The organism is Falsiroseomonas sp., assembly GCF_041690465.1.
Lineage (GTDB): Bacteria > Pseudomonadota > Alphaproteobacteria > Acetobacterales > Acetobacteraceae > Falsiroseomonas.
The window spans coordinates 22,009-37,148 of sequence record NZ_JAWLHG010000018.1 but is presented as its reverse complement, the minus strand read 5'-3'; the positions used below and the strand labels follow the sequence as shown (position 1 = coordinate 37,148).

At 70.0% G+C, this 15,140-nt stretch carries 14 protein-coding genes and 1 pseudogene; 5 read left to right on the top strand and 10 right to left on the bottom strand.

Annotated features, from left to right (window positions below; translation table 11 throughout):
- Positions 1-84 precede the first annotated feature (84 nt).
- Entirely contained in the window at positions 85-1,404 is a 1,320-nt protein-coding gene (locus ACESM1_RS17505) for a Rieske 2Fe-2S domain-containing protein (RefSeq protein ID WP_372622211.1), read from the top strand.
- A 56-nt stretch (positions 1,405-1,460) separates the two neighbouring features.
- The gene (locus ACESM1_RS17500; RefSeq protein ID WP_372622209.1) at positions 1,461-2,453 is read left to right on the top strand and encodes a PhnD/SsuA/transferrin family substrate-binding protein; all 993 of its coding nucleotides are present in this window, start codon (positions 1,461-1,463) and stop codon (positions 2,451-2,453) included.
- 10 nt (positions 2,454-2,463) lie between these two features.
- Here the strand turns inward: ACESM1_RS17500 and ACESM1_RS17495 are convergent, their stop codons facing one another.
- The 3 genes from ACESM1_RS17495 to ACESM1_RS17485 form a co-directional block, all read right to left on the bottom strand.
- Entirely contained in the window at positions 2,464-3,435 is a 972-nt protein-coding gene (locus ACESM1_RS17495) for a Bug family tripartite tricarboxylate transporter substrate binding protein (protein ID WP_372622207.1), read from the bottom strand.
- A 5-nt stretch (positions 3,436-3,440) separates the two neighbouring features.
- Positions 3,441-4,400 (bottom strand): Bug family tripartite tricarboxylate transporter substrate binding protein, encoded by a 960-nt coding sequence (locus tag ACESM1_RS17490; protein ID WP_372622205.1) that lies wholly within the window; start codon positions 4,398-4,400, stop codon positions 3,441-3,443.
- Between the two features lie 84 nt (positions 4,401-4,484).
- The gene (locus ACESM1_RS17485) at positions 4,485-5,672 is read right to left on the bottom strand and encodes a hypothetical protein (RefSeq protein WP_372622204.1); all 1,188 of its coding nucleotides are present in this window, start codon (positions 5,670-5,672) and stop codon (positions 4,485-4,487) included.
- Positions 5,673-5,924: 252 nt separating this feature from the next.
- Here ACESM1_RS17485 and ACESM1_RS17480 point away from each other — a divergent pair, with 252 nt between their 5' ends.
- Together ACESM1_RS17480 and ACESM1_RS17475 are read left to right on the top strand one after the other, a co-directional pair.
- Entirely contained in the window at positions 5,925-7,250 is a 1,326-nt protein-coding gene (locus ACESM1_RS17480; RefSeq protein WP_372622202.1) for a phenylacetate--CoA ligase family protein, read from the top strand.
- Positions 7,251-7,271: 21 nt separating this feature from the next.
- Positions 7,272-8,021 (top strand): citryl-CoA lyase, encoded by a 750-nt coding sequence (locus ACESM1_RS17475; RefSeq protein WP_372622200.1) that lies wholly within the window; start codon positions 7,272-7,274, stop codon positions 8,019-8,021.
- Between the two features lie 441 nt (positions 8,022-8,462).
- On the opposite strand, the pseudogene ACESM1_RS17470 reads toward ACESM1_RS17475, so the two are convergent.
- The 5 genes and pseudogenes from ACESM1_RS17470 to ACESM1_RS17450 all read right to left on the bottom strand — a co-directional run bounded on the left by ACESM1_RS17470 (position 8,463) and on the right by ACESM1_RS17450 (position 12,442).
- A pseudogene (locus tag ACESM1_RS17470) lies at positions 8,463-8,901 on the bottom strand (DUF917 family protein).
- Positions 8,902-8,929: 28 nt separating this feature from the next.
- The gene (locus ACESM1_RS17465) at positions 8,930-9,664 is read right to left on the bottom strand and encodes an aspartate/glutamate racemase family protein (RefSeq protein WP_372622198.1); all 735 of its coding nucleotides are present in this window, start codon (positions 9,662-9,664) and stop codon (positions 8,930-8,932) included.
- 113 nt (positions 9,665-9,777) lie between these two features.
- Positions 9,778-10,470: a hypothetical protein gene (locus ACESM1_RS17460; protein ID WP_372622196.1), complete on the bottom strand. Its 693-nt coding sequence runs from the start codon at positions 10,468-10,470 to the stop codon at positions 9,778-9,780.
- On the bottom strand, positions 10,467-11,267 hold the full coding sequence (locus ACESM1_RS17455) for an SDR family NAD(P)-dependent oxidoreductase (protein ID WP_372622195.1): 801 nt from the start codon (positions 11,265-11,267) through the stop codon (positions 10,467-10,469). The genes ACESM1_RS17460 and ACESM1_RS17455 overlap by 4 nt, the downstream gene beginning before the upstream one ends.
- Positions 11,264-12,442 carry a M20/M25/M40 family metallo-hydrolase gene (locus ACESM1_RS17450; protein WP_372622193.1) on the bottom strand — a complete coding sequence of 393 codons (1,179 nt, stop codon included), beginning with the start codon at positions 12,440-12,442 and terminating at the stop codon, positions 11,264-11,266. Before ACESM1_RS17450 ends, ACESM1_RS17455 begins: the two co-directional genes overlap by 4 nt.
- 169 nt (positions 12,443-12,611) lie before the next feature.
- On the opposite strand from ACESM1_RS17450, the gene ACESM1_RS17445 reads away from it, so the two are divergent.
- Positions 12,612-13,511, top strand: coding sequence for a DUF1028 domain-containing protein (locus tag ACESM1_RS17445; protein WP_372622192.1), 900 nt, complete (start codon positions 12,612-12,614; stop codon positions 13,509-13,511).
- Between the two features lie 400 nt (positions 13,512-13,911).
- Here the strand turns inward: ACESM1_RS17445 and ACESM1_RS17440 are convergent, their stop codons facing one another.
- Positions 13,912-14,652, bottom strand: a complete 741-nt coding sequence (locus ACESM1_RS17440; RefSeq protein WP_372622190.1) for a RidA family protein — start codon at positions 14,650-14,652, stop codon at positions 13,912-13,914.
- A complete protein-coding gene (locus ACESM1_RS17435) occupies positions 14,649-15,077 on the bottom strand; it encodes a Rid family hydrolase (RefSeq protein ID WP_372622188.1) in 429 nt (142 codons plus the stop codon). Before ACESM1_RS17435 ends, ACESM1_RS17440 begins: the two co-directional genes overlap by 4 nt.
- Positions 15,078-15,140: the final 63 nt, after the last annotated feature.

Below are 15,140 nucleotides of genomic sequence, written 5' to 3'. Positions count from 1 at the left end.
AAGGCCCTGGACAGGGGCGGCGCCCGGCCGCATACCTTAGCAACCTAAGCATCCTGACGCCGTTCCGATCGGGAGGACGCCCCCATGCTCAGCCATGCGGAGAACCAACTACTCTGCCGCGTCGAGGGCGACGCGCCGATGGGCCGCTTCATGCGCCAGCACTGGCTGCCCGTCTGCCTCTCGGAGGAGGTGGAGGAGCCGGAGGGCAAGCCCGTCCGCGTGGAGATCCTGGGCGAAAAGCTGGTCGCCTATCGCGATGCCGAAGGACGCATCGGCCTGGTCGGGGAGTTCTGCCCCCACCGCAAGGCCTCGCTGGTCTATGGCCGCAACGAGGAAGGCGGGCTGCGCTGCCTCTATCACGGATGGAAGGTGGATGCGGAGGGCAACGTGCTGGAGATGCCCTCCGAGCCGCCCGAGGCCTGCGCGGCGGCGAAGTTCCGCCATGTCGCCTACCCGACCGAGGAGGCCGGCGGCTTCGTCTGGGCCTGGCTGGGTGACCGCGCCACCATGCCGGCCTTCGAGCCACCGCCCTTCGCGCCGAGGCCGGAGACGCGGGTTTCGATCGGCACGGCGCGCGTGGATTGCAACTGGGCGCAGGTGGTGGAGGGGCAGATCGACAGCGCACATTCCTCCTCCCTGCACTCGTCCGACATGGTGCCGGCGCGCGTCGGGCGTGCGGGGGCGAATGCGAAGAACTGGACGCGGCCCTCCACCGACAAGGCACCGCGGCTGCAGGTGCAACTTACCTCCTACGGCTTCCGCTACGCGGCGATCCGTCGCCCGATCCAGAATGCGGCGACGCACGACTACATCCGCATCACCACCTTCGTCGCGCCGGTGACGAGCCTGATCCCACCGAACGCCAGCTACAACGTCGCCCAGGTGACCGTGCCGGTGAACGACACCACCTGCATGTTCCACTTCATCGCCTGGGGTGATGGGCCGGATGTGCCTTCCATGGCGGAGTGGCGGAAGTTCCTTGCGCTCACGCCGGGGGTGGACGTGGATCCGGCACATGGCTGGCGCCGGCTGCGGGTGCGGGAGAACGACTACCTGCAGGACCGCAACCTGATGCGGACCGGCAACTTCACCGGCATCAAGGGCATCCCGGCGCAGGACATGGCGATGTGGGAGAGCATGGGACCGATCGCCGACCGGACCAGCGAAAGGCTTGGCGCAAGCGATGTCGCCATCGTGCAGTGGCGGCGACTGATGATCGAGGCGGCGAAGGCCTTCGCGGAAGGCGCGCCGGCGCTCGGCCGCAGCGAGCCGCGCGTGCCGCAGAAGGACATCGCGAGCTTCGAAGGCGTGGTGCCGAAGACGGTGGACTGGCGCACGCTCGGCACGACCGAGCTTGAGCGCGCGCGTTTCGTCGGTACGCCGCCGGCACAGGCAGCGGAATGACGCGTGTTCCCCCTCCCGCACCTGCGGGGGAGGGAACAGAACCTGCGGAACACCTCATGGCAAAGCTGCAGCTCTCCATCGCGATCGGCCCCTATGACCGCATGCTGCCCCTCGTGCACGGGGAGGTGCAGATCGACGCAGTGGATCCGCAGTTCATGCTTCTGGAGCCGGAGGAGATCTTCTTCCGGGCGATGCGGCATGAGGCGTTCGACATCTGCGAGCTCTCGCTCTCCTCCTACTGCCTGCGCGTGGCGCGCGGGGATAGCCCCTATGTGGCGGTGCCGGTGTTCCCCTCGCGCGCCTTCCGCCACACCTGCATCGTGGTGCGCACCGATCGCGGCGTCCGCTCACCCGCCGACCTGCGCGGCAAGCGGATCGGCATGCCGGAATACCAGCTCACGGCTAATGTCTGGGCGCGCGCCATCCTGGAGGAAGAGTACGGGGTGCATGCGCGCGACATCACCTGGGTGCGCGGCGGCTACGAAACGCCGGGGCGGATCGAGAAGCTGAGCGTCAGCTTGCCCGCAGGCGTGCGCGTGGAGAACGCGCCGGAGGGTTCCACCATCTCCGGCATGCTCGCAGCCGGCGAGCTGGACGGCGTGATGGGCCCGCGGGCGCCGAGTTGCTTCGAGCGCGGCGACCCGAACATCAGGTGGCTGTTCGACGATCCGACCGCCGAGGCGATCGCCTGGTTCAACAAGACCCGCATTTTCCCGGTGATGCATGTGCTGGGCATCCGGAAGAGCCTGGTGGAGAAGCACGCCTGGCTGCCTGGCGCGGTGATGAAGGCGTTCGAGAGATCGAAGGCGATCGCGCTGGCACGGCTGACCGATACCTCCGCCACCAAGGTCACGCTGCCCTTCGTCGAGGAGAATCTGCGCCGGGCGCGCCAGTTGATGGGCGAGGACTTCTTCTCCTACGGCCTCTCGCCCAACCGCCATGTCTTCGAGTGGTTCCTGCGCCACCACCACGCGCAGGGCCTGTCGGACCGCGTGCTGTCGCCGGAGGAGCTGTTCCATCCGGCGACGCTGGAGTCACACAAGGTCTGACGGCGGAGACCTATTGCACGCGGATCTGCGCGGACTCGATCACCTCGCGCCACTTCGCGGACTCGGCGGCGAGGAAGCGGGAGAACTCGTCCGGTGAATCGCCAACCGCCTCGAAGCCGAGCGCGGTGATGCGCTGCTGCACCTCCGGGCGGCGCAGCGCCGCTCGGAAGGCGGCGTTCAGGCGCTCGATGATCGGCTGCGGCGTGCCGGCAGGCGCAAGCAGGCCGTACCATGCCTCGACCGAGATGTCGGGGCCGCCCGATTCCTTCACGGTGGGTATCTCGGGGAAGGCCGCGAAGCGGCGCGGCGTGGTGACGGCCAGCGCCCGCACGGTGCCGGCGCGCACATGCCGGATGCTCGCCGGGCTGTCGAAGAACACTGCGGTGTCGCCCCGCACCACGCTCTGCGTCGCATCCGGCGTCTGGCGGTACGTGACGTTGGTGAGTTGCACGCCAGCCGCGCGCAGGAACAGCTCGGTCGCGAGATGCGGCACGGTGCCGTTGCCGGCGGTTGCGTAGTTCAGCGCACCGGGCCGGCGCTTCGCCTCCGCAATCAGGTCGCCGATGCTGTTGAAGCCGAGCGCCGGGTTGGCGATCACCAGCAGCGGGCCGGTGGTGAGCCGCGAGATCGGCACAAGGTCCTTCGCAGGATCGAAGCCCATATCGCGGTAGAGCGACTGGTTGATCACCAGCGGCGAGGCCGCGTTCAGCACCAGCGTGTAGCCATCGGCCGGGGCCTGGGTGACGGCGCGCGTGCCGATGTTGCCGCCCGCGCCGGCGCGGTTCTCGATCACCAGCGGCTGGCCGAGCGCGGCGCCCACCGGATCGGCCAGAAGGCGCGCGACCACGTCCGTGGGCCCGCCGGCGCCGAAGGGGACCACGACGCGGATCGGTCGGTCCGGCCAGCCGGCCTGCGCGCGGGCGGCGCCCGGCAGCAGCACCGGCGCGCCGAAGGTTGCAGCAAGAAGCGTGCGGCGATGCATGCGTCTCACTCCGGCTGGATGCGCGCGGCGGCGACGAGCGCGCGGTTGCGCGGGATCTCGGCGGCGATGATCTCGGCGAAGCGCTGCGCCGTCTCGTTCACCGGCGTGAGGCCGAGGGTGCGCATCCGCTCCATGGCGGCCGGATCACTGGTGGCGCGGTTCACTGCCGCATTCACGCCGGCGACGACATCGGCAGGCAGGCCGCGCGGCCCCCAGACGCCGCACCAGCCTTCATAGACCAGGTCGGGGAAGCCGGCCTCGGCGAGGGTCGGCACATCGGGCAGCACGGCCTCGCGCCGTGCCGAGGTCACGGCGAAGGCGCGCAGCCGGCCGTCGCGCACCAGCGGCAGCGCCGGTCCCATCGGCGCGATGAACAGGCTGACGGAGCCCGCCACCGTGTCGTTCATTGCCGGGCCGGTGCCGCGGTAGGCGACGAAGGTGGTCTCCACGCCGAGCTTCTGCATCAGCGCCGCGGTCGCGAGCTGGCCGACCGAGCCGAGCGACGAACCGGCGAAGGAGAAGCGCTGCGGCGTGCGGCGCAGCGCCTCCAGCAGCGGCGCGATGGCCTGCTGTTCCAGGCTCGCGGCGCCGACCATCACATAGGGAATGGAGACGGTACGGGCGACCGGCGTGAAATCCTGCTGCAGGTCGAAGGGCACGTTGCGCTGCACGAAGGGCAGCACCGTCAGCACCTCGTTCGAGTAGAGCAGGGAGGTGCCGTCGGGCGCGCTGCGCGCCACGTTTTCCGCGCCGACCACCCCGTTGGCGCCGGAGCGGTTCTCCACCACCCAGGTCTGACCGAGCGCATCGGCGGCGCGCGGCGCGATCAGGCGGGCGGTCAGGTCGGTGGTGCCGCCGGGAGGGTAGGGCACGACGAAGCGCACATTGCGGGCCTGCGCCAAGGCCGGTGCGGCAAGCGCCGCGATGCCGAGCGCCAAGGTGGCGCGGCGGGTTGTCGTCGTCATCCCTGTTTCCTCTCCTGCTTCCCCGCGTGCGCCGATCTGCATGCCGGCGCCGCGTCTTGTTGGTTGTTCGTGGTGCACCCGGTCTCAGACCGGGTAGCCCTCCAGCAGTTCCACCGGGTCGCCATAGCGCTCCGCCATGGCCAGCACGGCCGGATCGCGCAACGAGAGCAGGAGGCCGTCCTCCACCATGGCTCGGTTGTCGGCCATCACCGTGCTGTCATAGGTGACCAGGTCCATGTGGATGTGCGGCTCCTCCCAGTTCGGCATCACGCGGCGGAGGTATTCGGAGGGCTTCAGCGCATTGATGCCGAAATGCAGCGCGCCGGGGGAGTTCGGGCCGGCGGGGTAGATGTCGAAGCGCGGTGCCTTCGGCACATGCCCGCAGCCCACCTCTTCGAGGGTGCCGCCGATGAGGTAGTCGCGCAGCACCTCCGCCTCGAAGCCGTCGCCGTGCACGGCATGCACCACGTCGTCGCGGAACTCGACGCCGAGCGGGGTCTCGAAGGGCTTGTCGAAGCCGACCGCCCATTGCGGCCAGATCGTGCCGGTGATGCCGACCTTGTCATGCGGCTGCAGGCCGACCATGCCGGGTTCGAACAGGTTCGGGCCGTGGGTCGGCAGGTAATGGACATAGCAGCCATCCTCATCCGCCACGTTGTGGCCGCGCCAGCGGTTGTGCCGCTTCAGCTTCTGCAACATCGCATCGGTGTACGGGATGCGGAAATCGGTGCCGCGCGGATCGGTGAAGCGAAGCGTGAAGTCGCCATTCTCCGGCAACAGGCGGGAGGTGGCGCGGATGATCTCGCCGAGCAGATCCACGGGGAATTGCGCCTGCGGGGTGTGCAGCAGGTCGAGGTCACGGAAGAAGGTGATCTTCACCCAGCGCTGGCCCTTGTTGCGCCGAAGCCCGATGCAGAACGGGTCGAGCACGGAGGCGAACCAGGTGGAGACGACGAAGGTTGCGCGCTCCAGCAGCGCCTTCGCCTCGTCCGGCACGGTCACGTAGCGGGTGGACTCGCCCATGTAGGAGATGAAGGTGGCGCCGCGGCCGCGCGCCAGCCCCTGCACCGCCTGGATCACCCGAGGGTCGAGCAGCGGGTCCGTCAGCATCACCACATGGTCGCCAGGACGGATCGCCATCACCCGGCAGAAATTGTCCAGGCCCTTCATGTAGGACGCCACGTCCGACGACTGGTGCCTGATCGCGCGCGGCAGGCCGCGGCGCGTGGACGAGGCAAGGATATCCTCGACGCGGTTGGCGATGCCTGGCATCCGCTCCTCTCCTCCCGGCCGTTCCTGCCGCGACCGCACGGCCCGCGGCGAGGGCGCAATGGTCATTGTCGCGCAACGGTGCGCGAGCCCACCCGCAGATACTTTGAGGGCTAAGCATATCGCTGGCAAGGGCAGGGACGGCCGGCCCGCGGGGTGCGTTGCGTTGACATGCTCTGCCGGCCGTCCATAGGCTGAAGCCATGCAGATGGGCATGGACATGATGCTGTCCGGACGGGCGCGGCGTCGAACGTGGTGACGCACATCCACCGTCCGGAGGTCGAGACGCGCGAGCCCGCCGCGCAGCACGCGCGCGACGATGCGGCCTGGCGCCGCCAGCTGCGCTACCTGTTCGACCGCTCGGACTTCTACCGTGACAAGTTCCGCGCCGCGGGCGTCGCCGATGCCGCGTCCTGTGGCGGCCTGGACGAGCTTGCGCGCCTGCCCTTCACCGAGAAGGACGAGATCCGTCGCAGCCAGGCCGAGGCGCCGCCCTTCGGGCATCATTTGGCAGCCGATCCGGCGGCGCTGCAGCGCATCTACTCCACCAGCGGCACCACCGGCGATCCCTGCTACATGCCGGTCACCGCGCAGGACCTGGCGAACTGGATCGAGATCTCCTCGCGCTCCTACACGGCGGGCGGGCTGCGGCGCGGGATGCGGGTGGTCAGCACCTACAATGCCGGGCCGTTCGTGGCCGGCGCGGCGCTCGACACCATCACCGCGCTCGGCGTGTGCCATATCCCGGTCGGCACGGGGAACACGGCGCGGCTGGTGCGCGCGCTGCAGCTGATGCGGCCGGAGGCGCTGCTCTGCACGCCGTCCTATGCGGTGCACCTGGCGGAGCAGCTCGCCGCGCAAGGCATCGCCGCCGATGGCCTGGGCCTCCGACGCATCTGCGTCGCCGGCGAGCCGGGGGGCGGCGAGGCGCAGATGCGCGGCCGGATCGAGGGTGCCTTCGGTGCGATGCTGTGCGAGGCGATGGGGATCGGCGATGTCTCCATCTCGCTCTGGGGCGAGTGCGATGCTCAGCAAGGCATGCATTTCGGCGGCGGCGACCATGTGCATGTCGAGCTGGTGGATCCGGAGAGCGGCGCGCCGGTGGAGCAGCGCGACGGCGCGACGGGCGAGCTGGTCTACACCGCGCTGACGCGCGAGGCGGTGCCACTCGCGCGCTTCCGCTCGCGCGACCATGTCGTGTGGTGGTCCTCGCCCTGCGCCTGCGGGCGCACCACGCCGCGCGTGCGCTGCATCGGCCGCACGGATGACCTGGTGATCGTGCGCGGGGTCAATGTCTTTCCTTCCGCCGTGCGCGCCGTTGCCGCTGGTTTCGCGCCGCAGGTGAGCGGCGCGATGGTGATCCGGCCGCTGCGCCGCGGCGTGCGACAGGACCCGCCGCTGCCGGTGCATGTCGAGCTCGGACCCGGCGAGGCCGCGCCGCCGGCAGGACTGGCGCGGGCGATCGAGCAGGCGGTGCGCGCCACGCTGGTGGCCTCCGTGCGCGTGACGCTGGTGCCCTTCGGCAGCATCGGGCGCAGCGAGTACAAGACGAAGCTGCTGGATTTCGGCGACGCGACCTGAGCGGCACGAGGAGCCAACGCGATGAAGACGCATATCGCCGGATCGGACGCCACCTCCATCCGCCTGCGCGGCCGCGACCTGGTGGAGGAACTGATCGGCAAGCACGGCTTCACCGAGGTGCTGTACCTCCTCACCTGCGGGCGCCTGCCGACACCCGGCGAGGCGCGCGTGCTGGATGCCTGCCTGGTCACGCTGATGGACCATGGCTGGACGCCGACCTCGCTGATCGCGCGCCTGGCTTATGACAGCGCGCCGGGCCAGGCGCAGGTCGGCATCGCGGCAGGGCTGCTCGCGGTCGGCGATGTGTTCGCGGGCACGATGGACGGCTGCGCGCGGTTGCTGGCGGAGGGCATCGACAAGTCGGACAAGGTCGCCTGGTGCCGCGAGGTGGTGCAGGCACATCGCACGCTCAGGAAGCCGATCCCGGGCTTCGGCCACCCCTTCCACAAGCCGGACGATCCAAGGCCGCCGCGGCTGTTCCGGGTGGCGGCCGAGTGCGGCGTGCAGGGGCACCACATCGCACTGCTGCGGGCGCTCGGAGAGGCGGTGGATGCCGGGTATGGGCGCCACCTGACCATCAACGCGACCGGCGCCATCGCGGCGCTGTTGCTCGAGATCGGGATGCCGGTCTCGATCATGCGGGGCATCGCCGTGGTCTCGCGCTCCGGGGGGCTGGCCGGCCATCTCGTGGAGGAGCAGCAGACCCATGCCGCCCGCGAGATCTGGCGGATTACGGATGAGCATATCCCCTACGAGGATCCGCCGGCCTAGACCGCGGGCACCTCGGGCCAATCCCTGCGAAGGCATCCTCTGGACATTGCGGCCCTGCGCTAGCTTTCGTTCCGGCCGCACGCAGCGGCGCCAGCGGGTCGGACATGGTCGCAGCCTGGCAGATCGGCTTCGACATCGCCGGCACATCCACCGAGTTCATCCTCGCTGATCCCGGCCGGGGATTGCCCGGCTGCACAACTGCCTGACGCCGGCCTCCGATCCTTCGATTGGTGCGCTGGCCGAGCTGGAGGAGGTGATGCAGGCCGCCGGCATCGGGCTGGAGGATGTCCGCGCGATCCTGCACGGCACCACCTCGGTCAGACGGGCAGCGAACAGCCCTACCATGTCTACGACCTGTTCCTGCAATACCCCGAGCCGCTGGTGGCGTGCCTGGAAGTGCGGTGTTGGTGCCGCCGACGTCAATCCCGATCCTGCGGCGCATCAGAGCACGCTCACGGAATCAAGGTCGTAGCCGAAGGCGCGGGGCCCGACGAACTCCAGCCTTGTTGGCGACAGGAATACCGTCGGCGCGCGCAGCACGATGACCGTAGCCCAGCGTTCCGGTGCCGATCGCCTCGCCAATGGCGGTGTCGAGCACGCAGATCAGGTCGGGCGTCATCACCCGCGGCACGCCGTCCAGCCAGCCCACGGCGAGCTCGTTCTGGAACGCAAGCTCGAAGCTGCGGCCGTGCCATTCGGCGAGGTCGTCGAGCTTCGCGGTGCCGCGCAGGAACAGGCGTTCCTGCCCAACCAGCGGTGCGCCCATGTTGGAGACGACGGCGACCAGATCGTCGTTCGCCAGACCCTCCGGGGGCATCAGGCTGACACGATGGCCCTGAGCATAGTGCTGCCGCATGTTGAGAAGCCCGAGATAGGGCAACGAGGACGTTCAGCCTCTGCTCCTCCGCTCAGCCCCTGAGCAACGCCGCGAGCGCTGGCGAGAGGCCGAGCGTCGCGCGCGTGCCGGGATGCGCCAGGCTGCCGAGGCGGGCCTTGGCCGGGCGGAGCTTCACCAGCATCTCGCACATGCCGACGCCGCTCGCGATGCCGTCGAGCACCGGCACGGGCACGCTATCCGCGATGCGGCCGGGCATGCCGGCCATCGCCGCGCCGCACAGCGCGACTGCCTCCGCGCCGGTCTCCGCCACCAGGCCGGCGACCGCTTCTGCTACCAGCGCATCGACCGCATCGGGATCGGAGAGGGCATCGGCGGCGGAGGCGTTGATCGCGCGGATGCCCGCCAGCCGCGCCGTCAGGCCCTGCTGCGCAACCAGCTCGTGATAGGCCGTCGGCGTGCCGAAGGTGACCAGGCCGAAGCGCGTGCCGAGCAGACAGGCTGCATACATCGAGGCTTCCGTCATGCCGACCACCGGCACCGGCAACAGCTCCCGCGCCGCCAGCAGGGCGGTGTCATAGGAGACGGCGAGCAGCACCGCATCGGTACCGCTGATGTTGTCGGCCAGCAGTTCCAGCATGGCATGGCCGGCGATCGCGTTCTCCGCGCGGGAATTGATGATGCGCGCGCCGAAGCGGCCGGTGAGCGGGACGATCTCGGTGCCCGGCGAGGCTACGGCACGCGCGGCGCGCGCGCAGAGCTCGGTGACCTCGGGCGTGGTGTTCGGGTTGGCGACCAGGAGGCGCAAGGAAGGGCTCCATGCAGGGCGGGCGGCGCAGTATGCCGTGATGCACGTAGGCTGTCGCCCTGCCATGGCCCCGTCCCGTCAGCGCCGGAAACGGCTGTGGCCGGCGCCCCTCGTCAGCCCGGCTGCCAGTGCGGCCGGCGATGCGCGGTGCGCTCCGCCAGGTCGGGTCCGGGGAAGATGAAGGCGAGATCATAGACGCCGCCAGCGTCCAGCGGTGCGACGCTTGGCAGGAAGCGCGCTGCGGCCTCGGCGAAGGCGCCTTGCGCGGCGCGACGATCCAGTGCCTCGATCAGCAGGAGTGCGGCGAAGTCATCGCTGGCACCGCTTCCATCCGCGCCGGCGCGGAAGCCGCCCGATGCGAGCCCGCGGTCGGCGCGCCGCCCAAAGCGGGCGCGCACCACATCCTCACCCTGGACGAGGCTGCCGAGTGCCGCCAGTGCCTTCTCATCCGGCAGCCGCAGCACGGCGAGCGCGCCGCCGATTCCGTAGCCGGCGCTCCCCGCCTCGCTGCATGGCACCCGCAGGAAGTTGCGGAACTCAGGCCGCATCGAAGCAGACCACGGTGTCGGGTTACGCAGCAGGTCAACATATTCGGGCGTTTCGAGGCAACCGAGCGCGGCCAGCTCGTAAAGCGTGAACCAGCGATGTGAGGGATGCGTCGCGCAGACATAGCGTCGCCCGCTGCGGAATCCCGGCGCGGCGACACGCTCCGGCACGTGCTCGCGCGTGTGCCAGGCGTCGTATTCGCGCTCGCGACCGGGTGCGAGATCGTTCCAGAGCGCGAGGAAGGCGGTGATCGCGCTCAAGCCCGGCCGTCCGTGACCTCGGCGCTGGCCGGCCGTGCGGCAAGCTGTGCGCCGCCGCAGACATGCAGCACCTCTCCGGTGATGAAGCGTGCATCGGCGGAGGCGAGGAAGGCGACGGCGCCGGCAACATCCTCGGCGGTGGCGAGCCGATCCAGCACGCCGAGCCGGATATGTTCCTGCTCCGCGCGCCGGCGTGCCGCCTCGTCGCCGTCGAAATTGAAGCCGCTCCCGAGATAGCTCGGCGCCACAGCGTTCACCGTGACCTCGAGCGGGCCGAGCTGGACCGCGAGTGAACGCGTGAGCCCGATCAGCCCGGCCTTGGAGGCGGTGTAGCCGGGCCCGGCCCCGCTCAGCCATACGCGTGAGGCGATGTTGACGATACTGCCGCCATGTCGTGCCTGCCATAGCGGCATCGCTTCCTGCGCCAGCAGCATCGGCGCGGTGAGGTTCACGGCAAGCACGGCGTCCCACTCCGCGATAGCGACCTCGCCGATACGCCGCGCGCCGCTCAGCCCGGCATTGTTGACCAGGCAGTCGAGCCGCCCGAACGCCTGCGCAACGCGCGCCATGATCGCGTGTGGCGCCGCGCGGTCCAGCAGGTCGGCCAGGATGCCGAGCGCGGGCTGCCCGGTTTCCGCGCGCAAGGCGGCCACGGCGATGTCAAGCGCAGTGCCGTCCCGGTCGACGAGAACCGGCAGCATGCCGCCGCGCGCCAGGCGCCGCGCGCTGGCCATCCCGATCGCGCCGGCGCCACCGGTGATGAGCGCGATGCGCCGTTCGGTTAGATCCAGGCTCATGCGCGCGACAGGGCACCCTCGGCGGTGGCCTCGATCAGGCCGGCGAGGACGGCGCCGCGCGAGACGATGGACGGCACCTCCACCGATTCGCGGCGCGAGCAGGTTTCGTGCGCGATGGGCCCTAGGCCGTCCAATGTTGGCACGCCCAAGCGCGCGGCGAAGCTGCCATCCGAGCCGCCGCGCGAAACCAGCCCGAATACCGGCTCCCCGAGCTCGGCACCGAAGCTCTCGGCGAGCGCCAGCAACTCCCGCGTGCCGGCATGGGTGGGGAAGGCCGGGCGTGTGAAGCCGCCGCGCAAGGCGACCGAGATGCGCGGGTCCGACGGCGGCGCGGTTACGATCCGGCGCACATCGGCCAGCAGCCGCTCGGCCGCGGCGTCATCCGGCGCGCGGAGGTCGAGATGCATCTCGGCCCAGCCGGGCACCACCTGCCGCGCATCGCCGCCGCGAAGGATGCCGACCGTCGCGTAGAGCCCGGCTGAGATGTCGCCGAGGGACTCGAGCCTCGGGACCATCGCGGCGAGCGCGGCGACGGCGCTCGCGCCCTTGTCGCGCGCGGCGCCGCAATGGGCCGTCACGCCGGTGGCGGTGACATAGGCCGCGCCCACCGCCCCGCGCCCGATCACGACGCCACCCGCGGGCCGGCAAGGTTCGAGCGTCAGACAGAGATCGGCCCGCTGCGCCTCCGCCTCCAGCCATGCGCGGCTGCCGGGGGAGCCGATCTCCTCGTCCGGGACGATGCAGACGGTGATGGATGACAGACCCTTCGCGGCGCCCTCGACCAGCATGCCGCGGAGGACATGCAGTGCCATAACGACATTCGTCTTCATGTCGCCGACACCCGGCCCGGTGATGCGCCCGCCGTCGCGATGGAACGGCCACTCGGCCGCGACGCCGGCTGGCCAGACGGTGTCGGCATGGCCGAAGACGAGCAGGCGCGGCCCGTTCCCGCCGATGGCGAGGCGCGCCGTCAGCTGGTCACCGAAATCCGCCAGCGGCGTTCGCTCGATGGTGAAGCCGATCCCGGCGAGCATATCCGCCCAGACGTCGATGACGGCATTCACGCCTGCTGCGAGATAGCTGCCGCTGTCGATGTTCACCACGCGCTCGCTCATCGCAAGGATGGCGGGCAGTTCGCCCTCCAGCATCGACGCCCAATGCCGGACCTTTGCCATGACCATTCTCCCCGCATTGAGGCAGCAAAGGGCAGGCTAGCAACCGCGCCGACGATGCGTCACGTGGATCTTCCGCAGGGCTTCGGCGCGGCGGATCGCCATCCTGCGGCCGATGTGCTGCGCCGCATGTGGGCCAGCCAGCGGATCATGGGGCATTTCGAAGTGATCCATGCGGCAGGTTGCGGCTATCCGGCACCGCGGCCGGCGGCGCCGCGACTGTGTTGAAAGTCACCCTGGATTCTATCGCCGGCGCGGAGAATCTCACGGTGCCGATGAGCAATCCGCCAGGGCTGGCGGCATGCCTGAGCGCGACACTCGAACCGCGCGGTCCTCGATCCGCGACCGGATTGCCGATCATCGCAAGCCTGCCCTTGCGCCCGGCGGCAAGCTGGGGACAACATTTGCGACCATGACCTATTCATTGATCGGGCGTTGCGCCCTTACAGGCCAACTCGGCTGCGCCGTTGCCACGTCGAGCCTCTCGGTTGGCTCGCGGGTTCCCTATGCCGAAGCGGGCGTCGGTGCGGTGCTGACGCAGCATCGCACCGATCCGCGGCTCGGCCCGCGGGGCCTCGCGCTGCTGCGTCAGGGCTGCTCCGCCGAGGAGGCCCTCGCCGCGCTGGTTGCCAGCACGCCGCATCACGGCTGGCGGCAGCTGGCAGTGATGGATCGGCTGGGCCGCACGGCACAGTTCGACGGCGCGAAGGTGAAGCCCGCGCGTGCCGCGGTGCACGCCGAAGATTGCGTCGCGATGGGCAACATCCTGGCGAACGAGCAGGTGCCCGCCGCGATGGCCGCTGCTTTCGCCGGGTCGGCCGCCGAACCGCTGGCGGAGCGGCTGGTGCGTGCCATGGAGGCCGGCGAGGCCGCCGGCGGCGAAGGCCGGCCTGTCATCTCTTCCGCGCTGCTGGTCGTGGAACGGAAGGTCTTCCCGCTGGTGGACCTCCGCGTGGATGATGCGCCGGAAGCCATCCTGGCGCTGCGCACACTGTGGGACCGCTACCGGCCGATGGTCGAGCTGTTCGTGACGCGCGCCGTGGACCCGGACGCCACGCCCGCCCCGGTCTGATTCAAGCGCGACGCCGCAGAGAGAGAGGAACGGGCCATGGCCGCGACGCGCCATGCAGCCCTCGCACTGCCCGCACGTATGTCCTCCATTGCCTTCCCTCGGCGTGGCACCAGCCGGGCCGAGCTGGACACCTCCGCATGGCGATGAGCGCCGTACGTGATCTTCACGAATACCCGCGACTTCGGCCCGGCCACCGCATGCCCGTCCGGACGAAGTACGGCATCACCGCCCAGCGGGCCGCGTGCGATCTCCATTCGGTCACTCACCACCTGAGGTATGCTATGTTGCCTTCGCGGACATCTTGACGGCTTGGCGAGTGCAGGCCTCGCCGCCCGATGGGCTCCCCGACGTCGCCACGCCAGCGGTCGGCGCCGCTCCCTTCCGGGCATTGAGCCGAAGATCATCCCAGCTGGGCACGAACATCCACTTCCATCAGGATCTCCGGCGCGGCGAGGCCCTTCACGACAAGCACGCTGAGCGGCACCGGCGAGGCCGCGAAGCGTGGCACCACTGCGCGCAACGCCGGAGACAGCCAGGCACGATCCGTGACATAGACCGTCACATGCACGGCGTCGGCGAGGGTCGCGCCCGCATCCGCCAGCAGCGTCTCGACGTTGTCCATCGCCACGCGTGCCTGTGCGCCGGGATCGCCGGCACCGGTGAACGTGCCATCCAGGCTCATGCCGGTCTGGCCGCGCAGGAAGACGTCGCGGCCGGCCTTCACGACCATGCAGAACTCGGCGACGAAGGGCTGGTGCGTGGTGCCATAGGGAACGGAGGTCGAGCGATAGCTGCGCAGCCGCTCATGCGGACCACCAGGCGCCGCCCAGGCATCAAGCTGGAACAGCGCGTGCGGGTCGTCCAGCCCGTTGACGATCAGCCCGGTGCTGACAGGTCGCACGCCGAGCAGCCGCCGGCCCATCACTGCATACACCGCCTGGCGGAAGGCGCGGTCGGTGATCTGCATGGTGATCTTGCAGACGTCGTGGAGCGCGCCCCCGGCTGCGGCGAGGCGTGCTTCCAGCGCGTCGAATACGGCCTCGGCCTGCCCGGCCGCGGCGTCTGGCGTGTTGCCGCCCGGCGCCGCGGAGCTGATGCCGCCGAGCAGCAGCGCGCCGCCGGATGCGAGCACCACTCTCATGCCGGGATCACCGCGTCGATGCCGATCTCGACCAGCATTTCCGGCAGGGCGAGACCATTCACGATAAGGCTGGTGCCGACCGGCGCGATGTCGCCCAGGTGGCGTCCGATCACGGCATGGACCGGTTCGTGGAAGGCGCGATCTGTGATGCAGGTCGTGATCTTGCAGATATGCTCCATCCGCGCGCCGGTCTCCTCGAGAAGGATCTTCACGTTGCACATGGCCTGGTCGGCCTGTGCCGCAGCGTCGCCGAAGCCGGTGAAGCAGCCATCCAGCGTGAACCCTGTCTGGCCGCGGAGGAAAACCAGATTGCCGGCGCGGACCGCCAAGCACATGTCCCTCCCTATGGCCTGGTCCTTGTCGTAGAGGCCGGTCTTGATTGGGCGAAAGCGCTGGTGGGCCATCGGAACCTCTTCCGGCAGCATGCAGGACGGCTTCCCCCGCGCGCAAGCGAAAGCCGGAGCAGGACGGCTTCTCGAATCGCGCCG

Excerpts from the sequence above, each read along its gene's own strand:
- ACESM1_RS17475 (WP_372622200.1), top strand. The coding sequence starts at position 7,272 with ATGAAGACGCATATCGCCGGATCGGACGCCACCTCCATCCGCCTGCGC.
- ACESM1_RS17505 (WP_372622211.1), top strand. The coding sequence starts at position 85 with ATGCTCAGCCATGCGGAGAACCAACTACTCTGCCGCGTCGAGGGCGAC.
- ACESM1_RS17435 (WP_372622188.1), bottom strand. The coding sequence starts at position 15,077 with ATGCTGCCGGAAGAGGTTCCGATGGCCCACCAGCGCTTTCGCCCAATC.
- ACESM1_RS17450 (WP_372622193.1), bottom strand. The coding sequence starts at position 12,442 with ATGGCAAAGGTCCGGCATTGGGCGTCGATGCTGGAGGGCGAACTGCCC.
- ACESM1_RS17455 (WP_372622195.1), bottom strand. The coding sequence starts at position 11,267 with ATGAGCCTGGATCTAACCGAACGGCGCATCGCGCTCATCACCGGTGGC.
- ACESM1_RS17490 (WP_372622205.1), bottom strand. The coding sequence starts at position 4,400 with ATGACGACGACAACCCGCCGCGCCACCTTGGCGCTCGGCATCGCGGCG.
- ACESM1_RS17495 (WP_372622207.1), bottom strand. The coding sequence starts at position 3,435 with ATGCATCGCCGCACGCTTCTTGCTGCAACCTTCGGCGCGCCGGTGCTG.
- ACESM1_RS17500 (WP_372622209.1), top strand. The coding sequence starts at position 1,461 with ATGGCAAAGCTGCAGCTCTCCATCGCGATCGGCCCCTATGACCGCATG.
- ACESM1_RS17445 (WP_372622192.1), top strand. The coding sequence starts at position 12,612 with ATGCGGCAGGTTGCGGCTATCCGGCACCGCGGCCGGCGGCGCCGCGAC.
- ACESM1_RS17485 (WP_372622204.1), bottom strand. The coding sequence starts at position 5,672 with ATGCCAGGCATCGCCAACCGCGTCGAGGATATCCTTGCCTCGTCCACG.
- ACESM1_RS17440 (WP_372622190.1), bottom strand. The coding sequence starts at position 14,652 with ATGAGAGTGGTGCTCGCATCCGGCGGCGCGCTGCTGCTCGGCGGCATC.